The 20694-nt window shown below is 70.6% G+C and carries 13 protein-coding genes and 1 pseudogene; 9 read left to right on the forward strand and 5 right to left on the reverse strand.

Going from position 1 to position 20694, the window contains the following annotated elements:
- From CKO41_RS15610 to CKO41_RS15625, 4 genes and pseudogenes are all read left to right on the forward strand, one after another.
- Positions 1-279, forward strand: a pseudogene (locus CKO41_RS15610) (RND transporter); the annotation flags it as partial.
- Entirely contained in the window at positions 276-3431 is a 3156-nt protein-coding gene (locus tag CKO41_RS15615; RefSeq protein WP_200382983.1) for an efflux RND transporter permease subunit, read from the forward strand. The pseudogene CKO41_RS15610 and the gene CKO41_RS15615, both read left to right, overlap by 4 nt.
- Before the next feature lie 116 nt (positions 3432-3547).
- The gene (locus CKO41_RS15620; RefSeq protein ID WP_200251915.1) at positions 3548-4084 is read left to right on the forward strand and encodes a V4R domain-containing protein; all 537 of its coding nucleotides are present in this window, start codon (positions 3548-3550) and stop codon (positions 4082-4084) included.
- The gene (locus CKO41_RS15625; protein WP_200251917.1) at positions 4081-4983 is read left to right on the forward strand and encodes a diguanylate cyclase domain-containing protein; all 903 of its coding nucleotides are present in this window, start codon (positions 4081-4083) and stop codon (positions 4981-4983) included. The genes CKO41_RS15620 and CKO41_RS15625 overlap by 4 nt, the downstream gene beginning before the upstream one ends.
- Before the next feature lie 22 nt (positions 4984-5005).
- On the opposite strand, the gene CKO41_RS15630 is transcribed toward CKO41_RS15625, so the two are convergent.
- The gene (locus tag CKO41_RS15630) at positions 5006-6082 is read right to left on the reverse strand and encodes a glycosyltransferase family protein (RefSeq protein ID WP_200382984.1); all 1077 of its coding nucleotides are present in this window, start codon (positions 6080-6082) and stop codon (positions 5006-5008) included.
- Between the two features lie 235 nt (positions 6083-6317).
- On the opposite strand from CKO41_RS15630, the gene CKO41_RS15635 reads away from it, so the two are divergent.
- From CKO41_RS15635 to dksA, 3 genes are all read left to right on the forward strand, one after another.
- Positions 6318-8618 (forward strand): response regulator, encoded by a 2301-nt coding sequence (locus CKO41_RS15635; protein WP_338115601.1) that lies wholly within the window; start codon positions 6318-6320, stop codon positions 8616-8618.
- A gap of 265 nt (positions 8619-8883) precedes the next feature.
- Positions 8884-12279 carry a transglutaminase family protein gene (locus CKO41_RS15640; RefSeq protein WP_200382986.1) on the forward strand — a complete coding sequence of 1132 codons (3396 nt, stop codon included), beginning with the start codon at positions 8884-8886 and terminating at the stop codon, positions 12277-12279.
- Between the two features lie 194 nt (positions 12280-12473).
- Positions 12474-12842, forward strand: coding sequence for an RNA polymerase-binding protein DksA (gene dksA, locus CKO41_RS15645; RefSeq protein ID WP_242464374.1), 369 nt, complete (start codon positions 12474-12476; stop codon positions 12840-12842).
- A gap of 75 nt (positions 12843-12917) precedes the next feature.
- Here dksA and CKO41_RS15650 read toward each other — a convergent pair whose 3' ends face one another.
- Positions 12918-13256 carry a TusE/DsrC/DsvC family sulfur relay protein gene (locus CKO41_RS15650; protein ID WP_200251927.1) on the reverse strand — a complete coding sequence of 113 codons (339 nt, stop codon included), beginning with the start codon at positions 13254-13256 and terminating at the stop codon, positions 12918-12920.
- 427 nt (positions 13257-13683) lie between these two features.
- On the opposite strand from CKO41_RS15650, the gene CKO41_RS15655 reads away from it, so the two are divergent.
- Both CKO41_RS15655 and CKO41_RS15660 read left to right on the forward strand, forming a co-directional pair.
- Positions 13684-15027, forward strand: coding sequence for a hemolysin family protein (locus tag CKO41_RS15655; protein WP_200382987.1), 1344 nt, complete (start codon positions 13684-13686; stop codon positions 15025-15027).
- Positions 15020-16351: a hemolysin family protein gene (locus CKO41_RS15660; RefSeq protein ID WP_200382988.1), complete on the forward strand. Its 1332-nt coding sequence runs from the start codon at positions 15020-15022 to the stop codon at positions 16349-16351. The genes CKO41_RS15655 and CKO41_RS15660 overlap by 8 nt, the downstream gene beginning before the upstream one ends.
- 486 nt (positions 16352-16837) lie before the next feature.
- Here CKO41_RS15660 and CKO41_RS15665 read toward each other — a convergent pair whose 3' ends face one another.
- The 3 genes from CKO41_RS15665 to CKO41_RS15675 all read right to left on the reverse strand — a co-directional run bounded on the left by CKO41_RS15665 (position 16838) and on the right by CKO41_RS15675 (position 20005).
- Positions 16838-17257, reverse strand: coding sequence for a sulfur globule family protein (locus CKO41_RS15665; protein WP_338115602.1), 420 nt, complete (start codon positions 17255-17257; stop codon positions 16838-16840).
- Between the two features lie 637 nt (positions 17258-17894).
- Positions 17895-18821, reverse strand: a complete 927-nt coding sequence (gene argF, locus CKO41_RS15670) for an ornithine carbamoyltransferase (protein ID WP_200255273.1) — start codon at positions 18819-18821, stop codon at positions 17895-17897.
- 2 nt (positions 18822-18823) lie between these two features.
- Positions 18824-20005: an aspartate aminotransferase family protein gene (locus CKO41_RS15675; RefSeq protein ID WP_200255271.1), complete on the reverse strand. Its 1182-nt coding sequence runs from the start codon at positions 20003-20005 to the stop codon at positions 18824-18826.
- Positions 20006-20694: the final 689 nt, after the last annotated feature.

Here is a 20694-nt window from a genome sequence, read left to right on the forward strand (position 1 = left end):
CCCGACGCCTTCGCCGTGCCGTTTCGCGCCGTCTACGGCGGCGGCCGGCTCTACCGGCTGCGCGACGGGCGCCTGGACGGCCTCGACGTCGAGGTCCTCGGCGCGCGGCGCGAGGCCGATGGCCGGGAACGGTTGCTGGTGCGTTCCCCGCAGCTCGCGACCGGCGACCTGATGGTCACGACCCACCTGCCGAACGCGATCGACGGGCTGCGGGTCGAGACGGTCGGCGAGGTGGCCGATCCGCCGGGCGGTGCCGCGGACCCCGTGGTGGGCCGATGACGGCGCCGCCACGTCACCGCACCGACCTGATCGGGCTGTTCGCCCATCACGCGGTCGCGGCCAATCTGTTGATGGTCATGATGCTGCTGGCCGGCGCCCTGGCGCTCGACCGGCTCAACGTCCAGCTCTTCCCGACCTTCGAGCTCGACATGGTCACGGTGCGGGTCGTCTGGACCGGGGCCAGCGCCGAGGACATCGAGGACAGCATTACGACGCCCCTCGAGCAGCGCCTGCGCAGCCTCGATTACCTCGACCAGATGACCTCGACCTCCAGCCAGGGCATCTCGGCGATCACGCTGGAGTTCGACGGGCGCGCCGACCCCTTGCTGGCCCTCGATCAGGTTCGCCGCCTCGTCGATGAATTCCGCAACCTCCCGCAGGACGCCGAGAAGCCCGAGGTGGCCCTGGCGATCCGCTACGAGCAGGTCGCCAGGCTCCTGGTCACCGGCCTCGACGACCCGGCCGAGATGCGCCGCCTGGCGCGCCGCTTCGAGACCGAGTTGCTCGACCGGGGGCTCGACCGGGTCGACCTGAACGGGCTGCCGGACGAGGAGATCCGCATCCAGATCGACCATGAGCGGCTCGCCGAGCTCGGCCTCGGCCTCGACGACATCGGCACGCGGATCGCCGACTTCAGCCGCGACCTGCCGGCCGGCGTCGTCGGGCGCGCGGAGGGGGCGCGCGAGTTGCGCAGCCTGGACAAGCGGCGCGACCCGCTGGAGTTCGCCGAGCTGCCGATCGCGACCGAGGCGACGCTGCACGTCGACCTCGGCGACATCGCCCGGATCGAGCGGGTCGCGAGCGATGACGGGGTCTGGCTGTCGGTCGGCGGCCGCCCGGCCGTCGAGCTGGTCGTGCAGCGGGCCGAGAGCGGTGACACCCTCGAGGCCGCGCGCCGCCTCGACGCCTGGCTCGCCGAGACCCGCCCGACGCTGCCGCCCGGGGTCGAGATCGCCGTCTATGACGCCTCCTGGGAGCTGGTCCGCGATCGCATCCTGCTGCTCGTCTACAACGGTCTCGGCGGCCTGCTGCTGGTCGTGCTGATCCTCTATCTGTTCCTCACCGGGCGGGTCGCCTTCTGGGTCGCCTGGGGCATCCCGGTGACCTTCGCCGCGACCCTCTTCATCCTCTACCTGGCCGGCGGCAGTCTCAACATGCTGAGCCTGTTCGCGCTGATCATGGCGCTCGGCATCATCGTCGACGACGCCATCGTCGTCGGCGAGGACGCGCTGGCCCACTCTCAGATGGGCGAGGCGCCGCTGCTCGCCGCCGAGGGCGGGGCGCGGCGGATGCTGGCGCCGGTCATCGCCTCGTCGCTGACGACGATCGCCGCCTTCCTGCCGCTGATGCTGGTCGGCGGGCGCATCGGCAACATGCTCTTCACGATCCCGCTGATCATCATCTGCGCGATCCTGGCCTCCCTGATCGAGGGCTTCCTGGTGCTGCCTGGGCACCTGCGCCATGCCTTCGTCCATGCGCACAAGGCCCGCCCCGGCGGTCTTCGCGCCCGCCTCGACCGCGCCTTCGAGCACTTCCGCGATCGCCTCTTCCGACCGCTCGCGGCGCGCGCCATCCGTCATCGCTTCACGACGGTGGCCGCAGCGCTCGCGACCCTGATCCTGGCCATCGGCCTGATCGCCGGCGGGCGGATCGGCTTCGTCTTCTTCCCGACCCCGGAGTCGCCGATCCTCTACGCCAACGCCACCTTCGTCGCCGGTACCCCGCGCGCGCAGGTCGATGCCTTCCTCGAGGAGCTGGAGGCGGCCCTCTACCGCACCGAGCGCGAACTCGGCGAGGGCCAGCTGGTGCGGGTCGTCGTCGCCTCGCACGGGGCCAAGAGCGGCACCACCGGGGCCGGCGGGGCGGGCGACCAGCTCGGCTCGCTGCGCGTCGAGTTGGTCGAGCCCGACGAGCGCGAGATCCACAACAACGCCTTCATCCGCGCCTGGCGCCAGCGCATCGAGCTGCCCTCCGGGCTCGAGGGGCTCAACATCACGGCGCGCCGCTCCGGTCCACCCGGGCGCGACCTGACGATCCGCCTCACCGGCGCTGATGCCGAGCGGCTGAAGACGGCGGCCGTCGAGCTTGCCGCGACCCTGGCGAGCATCGACGGCGTCCTCGAGGTCGAGGACGACATGGCCTACGGTCGCGAGCAGCTGATCTACTCGGTGAGCCCTGCCGGTCAGGCGCTGGGGTTGACGGTCGCCGACCTCGGCCGCCAACTGCGCACCGCCTTCGACGGCCAGTTGGTGCAGATCTTCCAGGACGGCCCGGATGAGGTCGAGGTACGGGTGCGCCTGCCCGATGCCGAGCGGGCGACGCTCGCGAGCCTCCAGCGGCTCAACGTGCGCACGCCGTCCGGCGAGCTGGTGCCGCTCGCCGCCGTCGCCGATTGGCGGGCGCGGCGCGGCTTCGAGGTCCTGCGCCACGCCGACGGTCGGCTCGCCGTCGAGGTCACCGCCGACGTCGACCCGACCGTCACCACGGCCGGTCGCGTCGTGGCGGCGCTGGAGGCCGGGCCGCTCGCGGAACTCAGGCGCCTCCACGGCATCGACCACGCCTTCGCCGGGCGCTCCGAGGACCAGCGCGAGACCCTCACCGACATGCGCAACGGGCTCGTCCTCGGCCTGATCTTGATCTACCTGATCCTCGCCTGGGTCTTCTCCTCGTACGGCTGGCCGCTCGTCGTCATGGTCGCGATCCCGTTCGGCCTGACCGGCGCCGTGGTCGGCCACTGGGTGATGGGCGTCGATCTGACCATCCTGTCGCTGTTCGGGATGTTCGGGCTGGCCGGGATCGTGGTCAACGACGCCATCATCCTGGTCTCCTTCTACAAAGGGTTGCGTGCCGATGGCCTGTCGGTCGCGGAGGCCCTGACCGAGGCCGCCTGCCGTCGCCTGCGGGCGGTGGTCTTGACCTCGCTGACGACGATTGCAGGCCTCACGCCACTGTTGTTCGAGGAGTCCTACCAGGCCCAGTTCCTGGTGCCGATGGCGACCTCGATCGCCTTCGGTCTGGCCTTCGCCACCCTGTTGGTGCTGCTCGTGATCCCGGCGTTGCTCTCGCTCCACGAGAGTGCCCACGGGCGGTTGCGGCGCTGGCTCGGCGCCGCCGCTGCACCGGTCGGGGCCGAGGGCGACGGGGGCGGCTAGCGGTCGGTCGCCGACTGCGCCTGGCCCCGGCGCATGTCCCCGGGCGTCGGCCGTTGCAGCCGTGCGGGCGCTAGGGGATACTTCTATAAGAAGTCGGTAATTCGGGGAGATGCTGCGTGTTTCCAGCATTCGGCGAAGGCTATGGGTTCCACTGGCGCGATCTCGGCGACATCGAGACCGGCCGCCCCAATCTCGGCCTGCAGGTCCCAGTCGTCGTCTATCGACTGGCGCAGTACACGATGCGCGAGGCCCTGGCGCAGCGGTACGGTGCCGCGCAGGCCGGGGAGCTGCTGCGCGAGGCCGGCTGGATCGCCGGTCGCGAGTTTTGTCTGAATCTGCTCGATCGCGACCTGCCGCTCGAGGCCTTCATCGCCCAGCTCCAGGCTCGGCTCAAGGAACTGGGTATCGGCGTGCTGCGCATCGAGCGGGCTGACCCGCAACGATTGGTCTTCACGCTGACCGTCTCCGAAGACCTCGACTGCTCCGGCCTGTCGGTGACCGGCACGGCGGTCTGCGAGTACGACGAGGGCTTCCTCTCCGGCCTGCTCTACGCCTACACGGGCAAGCCGTTCTCGGCCGTCGAGACCGATTGCTGGGCGACCGGGGATCGCACCTGCCGCTTCGACGTGAAGCCGGAGTCGAGCGCCGGGTGAACGACGCCGATCGTCGGTACCTGGCCGCCGCGCTCGAGCGGGTCGAGCGGGTGCTGAATGCCAAACCGGCGCCCCGACTGCATCCGCAAGGCCTGTCGCCGGAGCTTCAGGCCTTCGGCGAGGGCCTCGATCGGCTGCTCGATCAGCTCGCGGCCATGCGCGAGCTGGCCCTGGCGCTCTCCAACGGCGATCTCGGTCACGAACCCCCGCCGCGCACCCACCTGCTCGATCCCCTCAAGCAGCTGCGCTCCAACCTGCGCCACCTGACCTGGCAGGCGCAGCAGATCGCCGCCGGCGATCTCGATCAGCGCGTCGACTACCTCGGCGACTTCTCCGACGCCTTCAACCGGATGATCCAGGGCCTGCGCGACAAGCGCGTCGCCGAGGCCAGGGTCCGCTACCTGAGCCTCCATGATGCGCTGACCGGGCTGCGCAACCGCGCCTTCTTCAACGACGAATTGGAGCGCCTGGCGGCGGCCGGGCAGGGGCCGATCAGCCTGCTGGTCGCCGATGTCGATGGCCTCAAGCAGGTCAACGACACGGCCGGGCACCTGACCGGCGACCTGCTCATCCAGAAGGCCGCCCGGGTCCTCGAGCGCGGCGCGCGGGCCGAGGATGTCGTCGTGCGACTGGGTGGCGACGAGTTCGTCATCATCCTCTACCGCACCGACAACGTGGCGGCCGGCACGGTGCTGGCCCGCGTGCGCGAGGCGTTGATCGACTCCAATCGACGCGACGCCGGCTTGCCCTTGTCACTCTCGGTCGGCATCGCCACCGCCAGCGACGGCTCGCTCCTCGAGGAGGCCTTCGCCCGAGCGGATGCCGCCATGTATCGCGAGAAGCTGGCGAAGCAAGGACGCTGTCGTTCCGGATCGGCGGTTCTCGGCTTGTCCTGCTGACGGCTGGCGCGACCACCGACGCCTACTCCAGCCAGGGGCGCAGCAGCGCGACGGCCTCGGCGATGCCGGTTGCCGGCACCGGTGGCGCCGGTCCGGCCGCGAGCAGGTCCGCGAGCGACGCGGCGATGCGCCCAGTGGCGAAGTCCGTGGCCGCGACCGCGGCGGTCGGTACCCGCGCGGCCAGCCAGTCGACCAACGGGCCCTCCTCGGGCCAGTCGCCGCGTGGTACGTAGAGGACCGGCACGCCGTTGCAGGCGGCCTCGGCGAAGGTGCCGTAGCCGGGCTTGGTGATGATGGCGTCGCACGAGGCCAGGACGTCGAGCACGTCGAGACTCGGGTCGGCGAGGGCGCTGACCCCTGGGCGTTCGGCGGCTGCGTCGCCGTTCGGTACCAGGATCTCGATCCCATCGGGCAGCGGCTCGCCCTCGCCGAGGGGCAGCGCCCCTGTGCCACCGAACAGCATCAAGACGAGGCGCCGCTCGGCGGGGATGCCAAGCCGGGCACGGATCGCCTCGGGTCGGCGCGCGCGCTGCAGCGCGATCGGGCCGATGTCGCGCCCGTTCGGCAGCCAGGGCATCGGCATCGATGGGGCCGGGCGCAGGAAGAGGTCGGCGCCGGCATAGCCGGCGTGCATGTGCTCGACCAGGGCCGGCGGCAGCCGGGCCCCGACCGGGCTTGCGGCGAGGATATCCAGCCAATTGAGCGAGCAGAGCGCGACGGCCGGGATGCCGAGCGTCCGGGCCGCGGCGAGTGGCAGCCAGGGCACGTCGGCGAGGACCAGGTCGGGCCGCTCGGCCGCGAGCAGGGCCTGCTGGCGTGCGAGATGCCTTTCGTGCTCGGCATCGAAGGCGCGGTACAGGTCCAGGCCCTCGTCCCAGCGCACCTGCACCGGGCTTGCCATCGGCAGGGCGACGTCGGCCGGCGTCGGGACATGACGGAAGCCCCGCGGCAGGCGGGCGGCGGCCACGCTCGGCGCGACCGGTCCCTGGAGCGTGATGCGCAGCCCCGGCAGACACTCGGCCAGGGCCTGGGCGATCGGTGCGACCTGGGCCAGGTGGCCGTAGCCGTGGGCCGTGATGGCGATGAACAGATGTGGCATGGGGTCCGGTTCGATGCGGTTCCCGCGGGGCGGCGCTCCATTGTATCCGGCATCGATGGCGGTGACCCAGGGCCGCGCCGGGATTCGCCTTCGTCCATTGTCGATCGACGATCCCGCGTCCACCTGATCTACTCTTGAAGAGGTCGGGCTCGACGGGGTTGGACGTCGTCCGGCCCCGGGAGGCGCGATGCCCTTGCCAACGACCTCACGTCAGGGAGCGAGCGCACGATCCGTGGTGAATACCGCACAGCAAACGGACGGCCCAGCCCGAGGACCGCGCGACAGCCGAGTCGGCCAGGACCTGACGCGGCTCCTCTACGAGCAGGCGCCGATCGGTCTGGCTCTCACGGTCGTCAATGCCTTCCTGGTGACGGTCGCGATCTCGTTGACCTCGCTCGGGGCCTCTCTGTGGGCATGGTTCGGCGCCGTGGTCGCGTTGGTCCTGGCCCGCCAGTGGCTCGTGATCCGCTACCGGCGCGACCCCGGGGCCTGTTCCGATCGGCTCTGGGCGCGCCTGTTCGCGCTCGGTACGACCCTCACCGGGGCGGCCTGGGGTGCCTCGGCGCTGCTGCTGCCGCCCGAGGGGGTCATCCATCAGCTCTTTCTGGCCTTCGTCATCGCCGGCATGGTCGCCGGCGCGATCCCGTCGCTGTCGTCCTATCTGCCGGCCTATGTCGGCTACATGCTGTTGGCCCTGTTGCCGCTCGCCGAGCGCGTCGCCCTGATGGGCGGCTATCTGTCGCAGACGCTGCTGGCGATGATCCTGCTGTTCTCGCTGTTCCTGGTGAGCAGCGCGCGGCGTTATCACCAGACCCTGATCCGGTCGCTCGAGCTCGGCTATGCGAACGCCGATCTGGTCGCCTCGCTGACGCGCGAGAAGGAACGCATCGGCGCGCTCAACGCCGATCTGCGGCGCGAGGTCGCCGAACGGCGGGCCATCGGCCGGGCGCTGGTGCTGGCGAAGGAGGAGGCCGAGGCGGCGAGTCAGGCGAAGAGCCGGTTCGTCGCCAACATGAGCCACGAGATCCGCACGCCGATGAACGGGCTGCTCGGGATGCTCGAGATGCTCGCCCAGACCCGCCTCGATCGGGAGCAGCGGGAGGCGCTTCAGGTCGTGCGCAGCTCGGCCGAGGGCCTGTTGACCGTCATCAACGACATCCTCGATGTCTCCAAGATCGAGGCCGGCAAGCTGGAGCTGGAGTCGATCCCGTTCGATGTCCACGCCCTCGCCGAGGAGCTCGCGACCCTGTTCTCGGCCTCGGCGCGGAGCAAGGGGCTGGAGCTCGCCTGCTTCGTCGCGCCGGGCACGCCGGCGCACGTCGTCGGCGACCCGACGCGGCTGCGCCAGATCCTGAGCAATCTGCTCGGCAACGCGATCAAGTTCACCGACGCGGGCGAGGTCGTGCTGCGCCTCGAGGAGGCCGAGCCCGCATCGCCCGACGCGGACAGGGTTCGCCTGCGCTTCGAGGTCATCGACACCGGCATCGGCCTGAGCGCCGCGCAGATGACGCACCTGTTCAGGCCATTTCACCAGGCCGACGCCTCGACGACGCGCCGCTTCGGCGGCTCCGGGCTGGGGCTGGCGATCTCGCGGAACCTGGCCCGTCTGATGGCCGGCGACATCGAGGTCGCGAGCGAGCCGGGGCGTGGCTCGCGGTTCGCGCTCGTCGTGCCCTTCGCGCGCCAACAGGCGCCGGAGGCGGCGGCCGGCGCGGGCGACCTGGCCGGCCGGCATGCCCTGATCGTCGACGACAACGAGACCAACCGCCGAGTCGTCGGCTACTACCTGCGCGGTTGGGGGATCGCCGCCGACTGTGCCGCGACCGCCGCCGAGGGCCTGGCGCGCCTGCGCGCCGCGGCGGCCGAGGGGCGGTCTTTCGACGTCGCGATCCTCGACCTGGAGATGCCGGACGTCGACGGTCTGGGATTGGCTGGCCAGATCCGCGCCGATGCGACGCTCGCGGCGACCCCGATCCTGCTCCTGAGCTCGGGTGGCCAGGTCGTGGGCCGGGAGGCGATCGAGCCCGTCCTGGTCCTGTCCAAGCCCGTCCGCCAGCAACTGTTGCGCGACGGCCTCGTCGAGGTCCTCTCGGGGGCGACGCCGGGACCGCCCGCCGTGCCGACGGCGCCCGAGACCGCGACGCTGCGCGGCCGCGTCCTGCTCGTCGAGGACAACCCGATCAATCGGCGGGTGGCCCTCGGGCTGCTCGCGCGGCTCGGGCTGGGCGCCGATGTGGCCGACACCGGTGCCCATGGCATCGCGCGGGCGACGGGCGCCGACTACGATGTGATCCTGATGGACATCCAGATGCCGGACCTGGACGGCTACGAGACGACCCGGGCCATCCGCCGCTGGGAGGCGGCCCGTGGCCGCCGCCCGGTGCCGATCGTCGCGATGACGGCCAACACCCTCGAGGGCGATCGCGAGCGCTGCCTGGAGGCGGGCATGGACGACTATGTCGCCAAGCCGGTCCGCTTGGCGGCGCTCGCCGAGGTCCTCGGCCATTGGCTCGGGGCGGCGACTCGCTCGACCTGATCCGCCGCGTCCAGCCCATCGCCGGGCGGGCCGTCCCCCGGCCAGGCGACCCGGCGGGTGGCTGCGCATCGCTCGTTGGTGCGCCCGTTCCGGGACGGGCGCACGGCGTCGACGCCGCGCAATTGCGAGGATTGCCTGCCTACCCGTTCCCTTTTTCGGGCGCCGGGCCGACAATGCCCCGTCCCTTCCGAGGTCCCTCGCCGCCGGCGAGGCGCCGATCCCATCGAGCGTGGCCCGGGTGCGGCCCCAGCGGAGACGGTCGAGCATGTCGATCCGAGTAGCCATCAACCACAAGACCGAGTACCGCTTCGATCGCCCGGTCGGTCTCTCGCCCCACGTCATCCGGCTGCGCCCGGCGGCCCACTGCCGCACGCCGATCCTGTCCTACTCGCTGCGGGTCGAGCCCGCCGAGCACTTCCTCAACTGGCAGCAGGATCCGTTCGGCAACTATCTGGCGCGATTGGTGTTCCCGCAGCGCGCCAAGGCCCTGAGCATCGAGGTCGACGTGATCGCCGAGATGATCACGATCAACCCGTTCGACTTCTTCCTCGAGGACTCGGCACAGCAGGTCCCGTTCGTCTACGAGCCGCAACTGGCCAAGGAGTTGGTCCCGTACCTGGAGATCAAGGAGCGCGGCCCGCGCCTGATGGCCTGGCTCGCCGGGCTCGACCGCCGCGCGCGCGCCACGGTCGATTTCCTCGTCGCCCTCAACCAGCGGCTCCAGCAGGATGTCGGCTACGTCATCCGCATGGAGCCGGGCGTGCAGAGCGCCGAAGAGACCCTGAGCCGCGGCCAGGGGTCGTGCCGCGACTCGGGCTGGCTGCTGGTCCAGATCCTGCGTCACCTGGGGCTCGCGGCGCGCTTCGTCTCCGGCTACCTGGTGCAGCTCGCACCGGACGTGAAGTCGCTCGACGGCCCGAGCGGCCCCGAACGCGACTTCACCGACCTGCACGCCTGGGCCGAGGTCTATGTCCCGGGGGCCGGCTGGATCGGTCTGGACCCGACCTCGGGCCTCTTCGCCGGCGAGGGCCACATCCCGCTCGCCTGTACGCCGGACCCGGTCAGCGCCGCGCCGATCACGGGCGCTACCGAGCCCTGCGAGGCCAGCCTCTACTTCCACAACCGGGTCGAGCGCATCCACGAAGACCCGCGCGTGACCAAGCCCTACACGGCCGAGCAGTGGCAGGCGATCGCCGCCCTCGGCCATCAGGTCGACGAGGAGCTCCGGGCGCAGGACGTGCGCCTGACGATGGGCGGCGAGCCGACCTTCGTCTCGATCGACGACATGGACGGTGCCGAGTGGAACACGGCGGCCCTGGGGCCGACCAAGAAGCGTTTGGCCGAGGACCTGGTCGGGCGGCTCAAGCAGCGCTTCGCCCCGGGCGGTCTGCTGCATCGCAGCCAGGGCAAGTGGTATCCGGGCGAGCCGTTGCCGCGCTGGGCGCTGTCCTGCTACTGGCGCACCGACGGCCATCCGGTCTGGCGCGACCCGGCCCTCCTCGCCGAGGAGCACACCGACCAGGGCCAGGGGCCGGAGCAGGCCGGGCGGTTCGCGCGGGAGCTGGCCGCGCGGCTGGGCCTGGAGGCGGACCTGGCCGTCCCGGCCTACGAGGACGTCTTCTACTACCTGTGGCGCGAGGCGCGGCTGCCGGTCGACGTCGACCCGCTCGACAGCCGGCTCAGGGAGCCGCTGGAGCGGGCGCGCCTCGCCCGGCTCTTCGAGCAGGGGCTCGACCGGGTCGCGGGCTTCGTGCTCCCGCTGCGCTGGCAGGGCGACTACCCGGACGGCGGTTGGCAGGGCGGGCGGTGGACCCTGCGCAGCGGCCACCTCTTCCTGATCCCCGGCGACTCGCCGATGGGCCTGCGCCTGCCGCTCGACGCCTTGCCGCACGTGCCCGACGAGGCGCTCGATCGCGACCCCGAGCGTAGCCCCTTCGAGCCGCGCGCGGACCTCGCCCCGTGCGACGAGATCGCCCGCCGCTACGGGCGCCTGACGAGCCCGCACGCGGCGCCCCAGGCGCTGCGCGAGCAGGGCGCGGGGCCGGGCGACCTGGCGTGGCGTTACGACCGGGTCGCCCCGCTCGGGGAGCCGCCGGAGGCGACCGCCGAGCAGTGGCCGCTGGCGCCGACCGCGACGGCCTCGGATCGGGTGCGCACCGCCCTCTGCGTCGAGCCGCGCGACGGGCGGCTCCACATCTTCTGCCCGCCGCTGACCCACCTGGAGCACTGGCTGGAGCTGATCGCGGCCATCGAGGCCACCGCCGAGCGCCTCGCCACGCCGGTGATCATCGAGGGCTACGAGCCGCCGCGCGACCATCGGCTCCTCAAGCTCGCCGTCACGCCCGATCCAGGCGTCATCGAGGTCAACGTCCACCCGGCCCATGACTGGGACGCGCTCGCCGGGATCACCGAGGCCCTCTACGAAGAGGCCCGCCTGGCGCGCCTGGGCACCGAGAAGTTCCTCCTCGACGGGCGCCACACGGGCACCGGCGGCGGCAACCACGTCACCCTCGGCGGGCCGACCCCGGCGGACAGCCCGCTGCTGCGCCGGCCGGATCTGGTGCAGAGCCTCCTGACCTACTGGCAGCACCACCCGAGCCTGTCCTACCTCTTCTCCGGCCTCTTCATCGGCCCGACCAGCCAGGCGCCGCGCGTCGACGAGGCGCGCGACGACAGCCTCTACGAGCTGGAGATCGCCTTCCAGCAGATGCCCGCCGGCGAGGTCGCGCAGCCCTGGCTGGTCGACCGGCTGCTGCGCAATCTGCTCGTCGACGTGACCGGCAACACCCACCGCACCGAGTTCTGCATCGACAAGCTCTACTCGCCGGACACCGCGAGCGGCCGCCAGGGGCTGGTCGAGTTCCGCGCCTTCGAGATGCCGCCGCACCCGCGCATGAGCCTGGCGCAGATGCTGCTGCTGCGCGCGCTGGTGGCGCGCTTCTGGCAGACGCCCTACACCCGCCGACCGGTACGCTGGGGCACCGAGCTGCACGACCGCTTCCTGCTGCCGCACTTCGTGCGCGAGGACTTCGAGGACGTGCTCTGCGACCTGGCGCGGGCCGGCTATCCGTTTCGGCTCGACTGGTACGAGCCCTTCTTCGAGTTCCGCTTCCCGCACTACGGCGATCTGGTCACCGACAACGGCCTCGACATGGAGCTGCGCGCGGCCATCGAGCCCTGGCCGGTCCTCGGCGAGGAGGTCACCGCCCAGGGCACGGCGCGCTTCGTCGACTCCTCGGTCGAGCGGCTCCAGGTCAAGGTCACCGGGATGCTCGACGCGCGCCACGTCATCGCCTGCAACGGCCGCCGGGTGCCGCTACGTCCGACGGGGCGCCGGGGCGAGTACGTCGCCGGTGTGCGCTTCAAGGCCTGGAGCCCGCCGTCGGGGCTGCACCCGACGATCCCGGCCCACAACCCGCTGATCTTCGACATCGTCGACACCTGGAATCGCCGCAGCCTGGGCGGCTGCACCTACTATGTCGCCCATCCGGGCGGGCGCAGCTACGAGACCCTGCCGGTCAACGCCTACGAGGCCGAGGGCCGCCGCATCGCCCGCTTCCGCACGATGGGCCACACCCCGGGCCTCATCGATGCGCCACCCGAGGAGCCGGCCGGCGACCATCCCTACACGTTGGACTTGCGCCATCGGTCCGGCTGCTGAGGTCCGCTGGCGTCGCGCGACTCGCGGGGTGCATGGCGGGCCGCCCCGGTCTGAGGGACCGGTTGGAGCGAAATTTGCTCGGTATCTTCGGTTGCATTATAAGATTCGTTTCGCCCGAACGACTGCCATCGAGGTACCGACCCGTGACCATCGAGCTGCCCCCGGGCTACCGCCCAGACGAGGGAGAGGAGTACATGAGCCCTCTCCAGTTGCAGTACTTCCGCGAACGGCTGCTGAGCTGGCGCGCCGAGTTGTTGGAGCAGGCGCAGCAGACCCTGGACGACTTGCGTGACGACGCCCATCACGAGGTCGGCGACGAGGCCGATCGGGCGAGTCGAGAGGCGGATCAGACGCTGGATCTGCGCACCCGCGATCGCTATCGCAAGCTGCTGCGCAAGATCGACGCGGCGCTCAGGCGCATCGACGACGGCAGCTATGGCTACTGCGAGGAGACGGGCGAGCCGATCGGCCTGCGCCGTCTGGAGGCGCGTCCCATCGCGACCCTGTCGGTCGAGGCGCAGGAGCGGCGCGAGCTGCTGGAGCGCCAGTCGCGCGGGGAGTGATGGGCGTGCGGTGCGTCGGCCGGCCCCGCGGTGGGCCGGCGCGGCGCCCGCGCCGCTCTGCGCGGGCGATGTCGCTCAGTAGCCGCCCTTTCGCTTGACCTGGGGCAGGCCGGCGATCTTGGTCCCCTGCTTGGTCGGTGCCAGCGGAAAGAGCTGGTAGAGGTCCTTGCTCGTCGGCTTCGAGCCCCAGCGCTTGCCCATGTCCTTCAGGACCGCCCGCTCCATCGGCTGGTTCTGGCCGTTGTTGATGTATTCATCGCGCAGGTAGTTGATGACGTCCCAGTGCTGGTCGGTCAGCTCGATCCCCTCGCTCGCGGCCAGCGCGCGCGCCACATCCTCGTCCCAATCCATGTGGTTGACCAGATAGCCGGCCTCGGTCAGCTCGATCGTCTTGCCGTTGACTTCGATGGACATCGCTCGTTCGTCTCCTCGTACGTATCGGATTCATCGACCCTTTGGGCCAGGGCCGTGGGCCACGGCGCCGGGGTTTTGGTCTTGTCGAAAAAAGGCGTTGAAATATATCAATATATTTAGATATTTGAAAGTCGCGCTCCGGCATGCGCGGGGGCGACGAGGTCGATAGGGCGCGCCTCGCGCGCTCGGAGGGCTTCCAGGCCCCTAATGGGCGGGGACGCGGTGGCATTCAAGGCCAAGGGTCGAGGCCGCGCGAACCCGTTTCCATCGGTCGATTGGTATAATCGGGCCATCCTGTTTCACGATGACCTGTCCTGTCGAAGGTGGTTATGCCTGGTGCCGAGAACGACGAGGATCCCGCGAGTCCCCAGCCCCTTCCCCCGCCGCCCGAGGGGCGGCGCACGCCGTCGATGGGGGCGCTCGCCCGATGAGCGTCTGGGTCGTCTCCATCCTCCTGCTGCTCATCCTCGTCAACGCCTTCTACGTCGCGGCCGAGTTCGCGATCGTCGGCGCGCGCGCGACGCGTATCGAGCTCCTGGCGACGCAGGGCCACCGGATGGCGGCGGCCGTGCTGCCGGTCCTGCGCGATAACGCCCAGCTCGACCGCTACATCGCCGCCTGCCAGATCGGCATCACCGTCTCCAGCCTGGTCCTCGGGGCCTTCGGTCAGGCGACGGTCGCGTTGGGGATCGGCGCCCTGCTGGACGCCAACACCGGGCTCGAGCCGCTCGGCGCCTACGCCCTCGCCGCGACCCTGACCCTCGTCGCCCTGACCTCGGTCCAGGTCGTCTTCGGCGAACTCGTCCCCAAAACAGTGGCCCTGCAGTATCCGGTCGGCACCACCCTGGCCACCTATCGGCCGATGCGCTGGTCGCTGGTCGCGATGGCGCCCTTCATCGACCTGCTCAACGGCAGCGGCGGCCTGATCCTGCGGCGGCTCGGGGTCGATGTCCAGGCCAGCCATCGCCACATCCATGCCCCCGAGGAGATCGATCTGCTGATCCGCGAGAGCCGCGAAGGCGGCGTGCTCGCCGACCGCGAGAGCCAGCGGCTGCGCGAGGCGCTCCAGCTCGGTCGGCACCGGATCCGCGAGGTCATGGTGCCGCGTCGCCGGATCGCCGGGCTGGACCTCGCTGCGCCGCACGAGCGACTGCTCGCCGAGGTCGAGACCGCCCCCTACACGCGGCTCGTCGTGCACCGCGGCGGGCTCGATGACGTGCGCGGCTATCTGCATGTGAAGGACCTCGCGGTGGCGATCGCGACCGGCGAGGGTCCATCGGGCCTGGAGGCCCTGGTGCGACCGTTGCTGGTGCTGCCGAGCGCCCTGACGATCGACCGCGCCCTCGGCGAGCTGCGTGCCCGGCGGGCGCGGATCGCGCTGCTCGTCGACGAGTACGGCGACGTCGATGGGTTGGTCAGCCTCGAAGACATCCTGCGCGAACTGCTCGGCGGGCTCTCCGACGAGTTCAAGTCGACGATGGAGATGCGGCCGACCCAGCTGGCGGATGGGCGCTGGCGGCTGCCGGGGCGCCTGCCGCGCGATGACCTGGCGGCCTGGGCGCAAGCGCTCGGTGCCGCCCCCTTGGCCGCGGCGACCCGGGCCGAGACGCTGGCCGGTTGGCTGCTGGAGGAGCTCGATGCGATCCCCGCCGGCCGCTGCTGCCTGATCGCCGCCGGTTTCCTGTTCGAGATCGAGCGACTCGAGGGCGCGGCGATCGAAGCCGTGTTGGCGACGCGGCTCCCCGCCGCGCAGGAGGCGCCCCATGGCTGAGCTGATCACCGTCCTGATCGTCGTCCTGCTGCTCGTCGCGTTGAACGGCCTCTTCGTCGCCGCCGAGTTCGCGATCATCGGCGCGCCCCGCGCGGCGCTCGCTGCCCGCGCCGAGGCCGGCGAGCGCCGTGCCGCCCAGGTCCATGCGACGCTCCAGGACCCGCAGCGGCTCGACCGCTACGTGGCCACGGCCCAGCTCGGCATCACCTTCGCGAGTCTGGGCCTCGGCATGTACGGCGAGCACACGCTGGCGGCCTTCTTCGAGGCCTGGCTGCAGGCCGCCGGCTTCGACGGCCTGGGTGCCCAGATCACGGCCCACGGCCTCGCCGCCGTGCTCGCGATCTCGGCCATCACCTACCTGCACATCGTCCTCGGCGAGATGGTGCCGAAGGCCCTGGCGCTCAGCCACGCCGTGCCGGTCGCCCTGTGGGTGACGCCGCCGATGCTGGCGATCGGGGTGATTCTCTATCCGCTCGTGCGGACGCTGAATCTGGTCGGCACCCTGCTGCTGCGGCTCGTCGGCGTCGAACGCGGGCGCAGCGCGCAGCACTACCTGGCCCCGGAAGAGCTCGAATCGCTCGCCGAGGAGAGCCGCCAGGGCGGTCTGCTCAGCGCCGAGAGCGAGCGCATCTTCCGCGAGATCGTCGACTTCAGCGAGCTCACGGCGGCCGAGGCGATGGTCCCGCGGGTGCGCATCCATGGCATCCCGGCCGGGGCGAGCGACGCCGAGCTCCGCGAGATCCTGGCGCGACACCGCCACACCCGCTACCCGGTGTACCGCGACAGCCTCGACAACATCCAGGGCACGGTGCACATCAAGGACCTGCTCCAGGTGCTGCGAAGCGGCTCCGGCCTGACCCCGGCGGCCGAGCGCGAGACCGCCTACCTGCCCGAGGGCGCGACACTGGATGATGTCCTTGCCGCGATGCAGCGTGTGCGCAACCAGATGGTCGTCGTCATGGACGAGCACGGCGGGACGGCCGGCATCCTGACGATCGAGGACATCTGCGCCGAGGCGGTCGGCGACATCGAGGAGGGCGCCGACGACCTCCCCGACATCCTGCCGATCGGCCCGCGGCGCTTCCAGGTTCAGGGGACGGTTCGCCTGGATACCCTCGGCGCCGTCCTCGGGGGGGCGCTCGAGCACCCCGACGTGGACACCGTCTCCGGCCTGATCCTCGGCGAGCTCGGCCGCCCGCCGCGGGTCGGCGACCGGGTCGCCTGGGCCGGGTTCGACTTCAGTGTCGGTGCGCTGTACGGCCGGGGCGTGCGCCATGTCATCGTCACGCCGGGACCCGAGTCACCGCCCGCCGATGGCGGATGAGCGCGACAGCGCGTCGGCGAACCCCGGCACGGCCCGTCGGTCGGGTGAGGTGCGCTCGCACGGCGGTCGTCGAACGAGGAGAGGTGGTGCGCGGCGTACCCCGGCATGGGCCTCGGAGGGCGCCGCGTGGCCGGCTGTCGGGTTACGCCCCGGGGGCTAACCCGACCTACGGCCCCGGCGGATCGGCACGGCCCGTCGGTCGGGTGAGGCGCGCTGGCACGGCGGTTGCCGATATGAGGACAGGCTGGTGCGCGCCGTAACCCGACAGCGGCCTTTGCCGTTTTTGGGTTCAATGGGCGGGGCACGAGGGGGCCAACGAAAAAAGCCGACAGTCTCGCGACTGTCGGCTTCGCATCCATCACCCGGCCACGCGGTGAGCGCGTCAGCCGGTCGGGTCAGGCGGCGCCCGCCGGGTCCGGCCTCTGCGGGCCGATGTCCAGCATCCGGGGCGCGCCCTGCATCCCGTCGGTGGCTGCGGTCGAGCCCTTACTTGGACTCGGAGGTCTGCGGCTGGGCCGGGGCCGCCGGGGCACCCATCGGGGCGCCGTACGGGGCGGCATAGGGGTAGCCGCCGTAGTAGGGGGCGCCATAGCCGTAAGGGGCGCCGTAGCCGTACGGGCCATAGCCGTAGTAGTCACGGTAGCGGTTGTAGCCGCGGCCCCAGCCGCGACCGCCGCCGCTCATGCTCATGTTGAAGTCGCCGTAGCCATCGCCCATCATGTCGTTCCACCAGTCGTTCATGCCGTTGCCGTAGCCGGGGCCACCCCAGCCCGGACCCCACCAGGCGCTGGCGGAGGCGGAAACGCCCAGCAGGGCGGCGATCGCGGCGGCAGTAGCGAGCTTCTTCATAAATTCTCTCCTAGAGGTGTGATTGTTGCCTTTCGAGCGACAGCTTGAAGGCGGGATCAAGCGCCAACGGTTGTCAATAATATAAGCAAATTATTAAATAGCAAAACGGGAATAACGAATATTTGCATTTTAATGATAGATGGAGCCGATTGCTCCCCGCAGCCGACGGCACCGTCTAGCGCAACCCGGCGGGATTCCCGAGACCGCACGCCGCGGCCTGCCATCCTCGCGTGGTAGGGGGCCCGCTTGCGGGCGACGACGACGCGCTCGTGGCGGCCAAGGAAGGGTTCAAAACAAACGACACCAGCGCGAAGACGACAAGAAACTACGAAGTACACGAAAGTCGCGAAAAAACGGCCGATTCTTGTGTGTCAGTTCGGCCCTTTCGCGTGTTTCGCGTGTCTCGTAGTTCCCAGTAGATGTACCGGCTGTTCTTGAATCGTCACTCAGATCGCCCGCAAGCGGGCACCTACGGTGCTCGGATTCTTAGGGTGACATGAAGGAGCGGCCTCGGTATCTCCGAAGCGAGACACCAGCCCGGATTCGACGACGACCGGCACATGCTCTTGGCCATGCGAAACACGCGAAAAGGCTCAATATAGAGGCTAATCTCCCGTTTCTCGGGGCTTTCGCGCATGTCGGTGCGTCTCGTCTTCCGCGGGCCCAGTACCTCGCTCGTTCGTCCGCTCTCGTGCTAGGGGTTGGCGCCGACCAGGAATTCGATCAGGGCCTTCTGGCTGTGGAGCCGGTTCTCGGCCTCGTCCCAGACCACCGACTGGGGGCCGTCGATGACGGAGGCGCTCACCTCTTCGCCACGATGGGCCGGCAGGCAGTGCATGAACAGGGCGTCGCGCCGGGCGCGTGCCATCAGGGCGTCGTCGACCTGATAGGGGGCGAAGGCCCGCAGTCGGGTCTCCTGCTCGGCCTCCTGGCCCATGCTCGCCCAGACGTCGGTCAGTACGAGATCCGCGCCCTCGACGGCGACGGCCGGGTCGTGGCCGAGCGTGCAGCGCTCGCCGGCCGCGGCGAGCAGGTCGGTGTCCGGCTCGAAGCCCTCGGGGCAGGCGATGCGCAGCTCGAAATCGAAGACCTCGGCGGCCTCGATGTAGGAGTGACACATGTTGTTTCCATCGCCGATCCAGGCCACGCGGCGCCCGCGGATGTCGCCGCGGTGCTCGAGGTAGGTCTGCATGTCGGCGAGGAGCTGGCAGGGATGGCAGCGGTCGGTGAGGCCGTTGATCACCGGCACCCGCGAGTAGGCGGCGAAGCGCTCGACGACGGCCTGGTCGAAGGTGCGGATCATGATCAGGTCGACCATCCGCGAGAGGACCCGGGCGCTGTCCTCGATCGGTTCGCCGCGCCCGAGTTGCGTATCGCGCGGGGAGAGAAACAGGGCGTGGCCGCCGAACTGCGCCATGGCCGTCTCGAACGACACCCGGGTGCGGGTCGAGGACTTCTCGAAGATCATCGCCAGGGTGCGGTGCCGCAGCGGCAGGTAGGTCTCGCCGGCGCGCAGCATCCGCTTGAGCTCGACCGCGCGCGCGAGCAAGGCGCGGGCCTCGCTCGGCGATAGGTCGGACAGGGTCAGGAAGTGCCGGCAGGTCGTGTCGCTGGAACGCATCGCTAGCAGGTCTCCGCGAGGAAACGCCGCACCAGGTCGGCGAGGGTGTCCACCAGCAGGTCCGCTTCGGGCCGCTCGAGGATGAGGGGCGGCAGCAGCCGGATGACCCGCTCGGCCGTGACATTGATCAACAGCCCCTCGGCCAGGGCCTGCTCGACGAGGACGGCGCAGGGGCTGGCGAGTTCGATCCCGAGCATCAGGCCGCGCCCGCGGATCGCGACGACGCCCTCGATGTCGCCGAGGGCGGCGTGCAGACGCTCGCGCAGGAAGACGCCCGTCTGTGCGGCCTGCTCGATCAGGCCCTGACCAATGATGGTCTCGATGACGGTTTGAGCAACCCGGCAGGCGAGTGGGTTGCCACCGAAGGTCGAGCCGTGAGAACCGGGTCCGAAGACCTCGGCCGCGGCCCCGCGGGCCAGGCAGGCGCCGATCGGGAAGCCGTTGCCGAGGCCCTTCGCGAGCGTCATCACGTCCGGCAGGATGCCGGCGTGCTGGTGGGCGAAGAGCCGTCCGGTGCGGCCCATCCCGGTCTGGATCTCGTCGAGGATCAGGAGCCAGCCCTGCGCGTCGCAGAGCGCGCGCAGCCGCGGCAGGTAGTCGTCGGGCGGGATCTGGATGCCGCCCTCGCCCTGGATCGGCTCGACCATGACGGCGACCAGGTTCGGCCGGTGTTCGGCGGCCGTCGCGACCGCGTCGAGGTCCCCGTAGGGTACCCGCACGAACCCCTGCACGAGCGGCTCGAAGCCGGCCCGCACCTTGCGGTTGCCGGTTGCGCTCAGGGTCGCGAGCGTGCGGCCGTGGAAGCTGCCCTCGGTGACCAGGATCGCCGGGTCCTTGATGCCGCGCTGGTGGGCGTGGAGCCGGGCCAGCTTGATCGCCGCCTCGTTGGCCTCGGCCCCCGAGTTGCCGAAGAAGACCCGGTCCATCCCGGCCAGTTCGGTCAGGGTTTGGCCCAGCGACTCCTGCTCGGCGATCCGGTACAGGTTCGAGGTATGGAGCAGGCGTCCGGCCTGCTCGCAGACGGCCTCGCGAACCGCCGGGTGGGCGTGGCCGAGGCCGCAGACGGCGATGCCCGAGAGGGCGTCCAGGTAGCGTTTGCCGTCGGTGTCCCAGAGCCACACCCCCTCACCGCGAGCGAAGGTGACGGGCAGTCGCCGATAGGTGGACATCAAGGGTTCGCTCATGTCATCAAACCCCCACTACGCGCCCCGAGTGCGCTAGAAGCGAAAAATAAAAAAAGGCGGTTCCTCATGGACGGAAACCGCCTTGGGATCATCAATTCCGAATGCCTCAGTATAACCGCGCGTTTTTCGTCGCCACAAGCGCCCACGCCCCATGGTCCAGGGCTGATCCGTTCTGCGGCCTTTTTCGCTGAGGGCGCAGGGGTGGCGGTCGATCCTCGACCGGGTGCGCCGTGCCGATGACCGCGCGGCACACTCGGTTGGGTCAGCCCCGCAGTGCGTAACCCGACAGCCGGCAACGCGGCTCCGAGCAAGGCCGCCGTCGGGTTACGGCGCGCGCAATCCTTTGTTTTCCCTGGACCGCTGTGCCGGCGCGCCTAACCCGACCTACAGGCCGTGCCATCGGCCCAGGCAACGCTGGCGGAGCCGTAGGTCGGGTTAGCCCTTCGGGGCGTAACCCGACAGCCGGCAACGCGGCTCCGAGCAAGGCCGCCGTCGGGTTGCGGCGCGCGCAATCCTTTTTTTTCCCTGGATCGCTGTGCCGGCGCGCCTGACCCGACCTACGGGCCGTGCCATCGGCCCAGGCAACGCTGGCGGAGCCGTAGGTCGGGTTAGCCCTTCGGGGCGTAACCCGACAGCCGGCAACGCGGCTCCGAGCAAGGCCGCCGTCGGGTTGCGGCGCGCGCAATCCT

It is taken from the genome of Thiococcus pfennigii, assembly GCF_016583835.1.
GTDB lineage: Bacteria > Pseudomonadota > Gammaproteobacteria > Chromatiales > Chromatiaceae > Thiococcus > Thiococcus pfennigii.

Coding starts and splice junctions, on each gene's coding strand:
- CKO41_RS15660 (WP_200382988.1), top strand. CDS start 15,020: ATGGCTGAGCTGATCACCGTCCTGATCGTCGTCCTGCTGCTCGTCGCG.
- CKO41_RS15675 (WP_200255271.1), bottom strand. CDS start 20,005: ATGAGCGAACCCTTGATGTCCACCTATCGGCGACTGCCCGTCACCTTC.
- CKO41_RS15650 (WP_200251927.1), bottom strand. CDS start 13,256: ATGTCCATCGAAGTCAACGGCAAGACGATCGAGCTGACCGAGGCCGGC.
- CKO41_RS15640 (WP_200382986.1), top strand. CDS start 8,884: ATGTCGATCCGAGTAGCCATCAACCACAAGACCGAGTACCGCTTCGAT.
- CKO41_RS15615 (WP_200382983.1), top strand. CDS start 276: ATGACGGCGCCGCCACGTCACCGCACCGACCTGATCGGGCTGTTCGCC.
- argF (WP_200255273.1), bottom strand. CDS start 18,821: ATGCGTTCCAGCGACACGACCTGCCGGCACTTCCTGACCCTGTCCGAC.
- CKO41_RS15655 (WP_200382987.1), top strand. CDS start 13,684: ATGAGCGTCTGGGTCGTCTCCATCCTCCTGCTGCTCATCCTCGTCAAC.
- dksA (WP_242464374.1), top strand. CDS start 12,474: ATGAGCCCTCTCCAGTTGCAGTACTTCCGCGAACGGCTGCTGAGCTGG.
- CKO41_RS15630 (WP_200382984.1), bottom strand. CDS start 6,082: ATGCCACATCTGTTCATCGCCATCACGGCCCACGGCTACGGCCACCTG.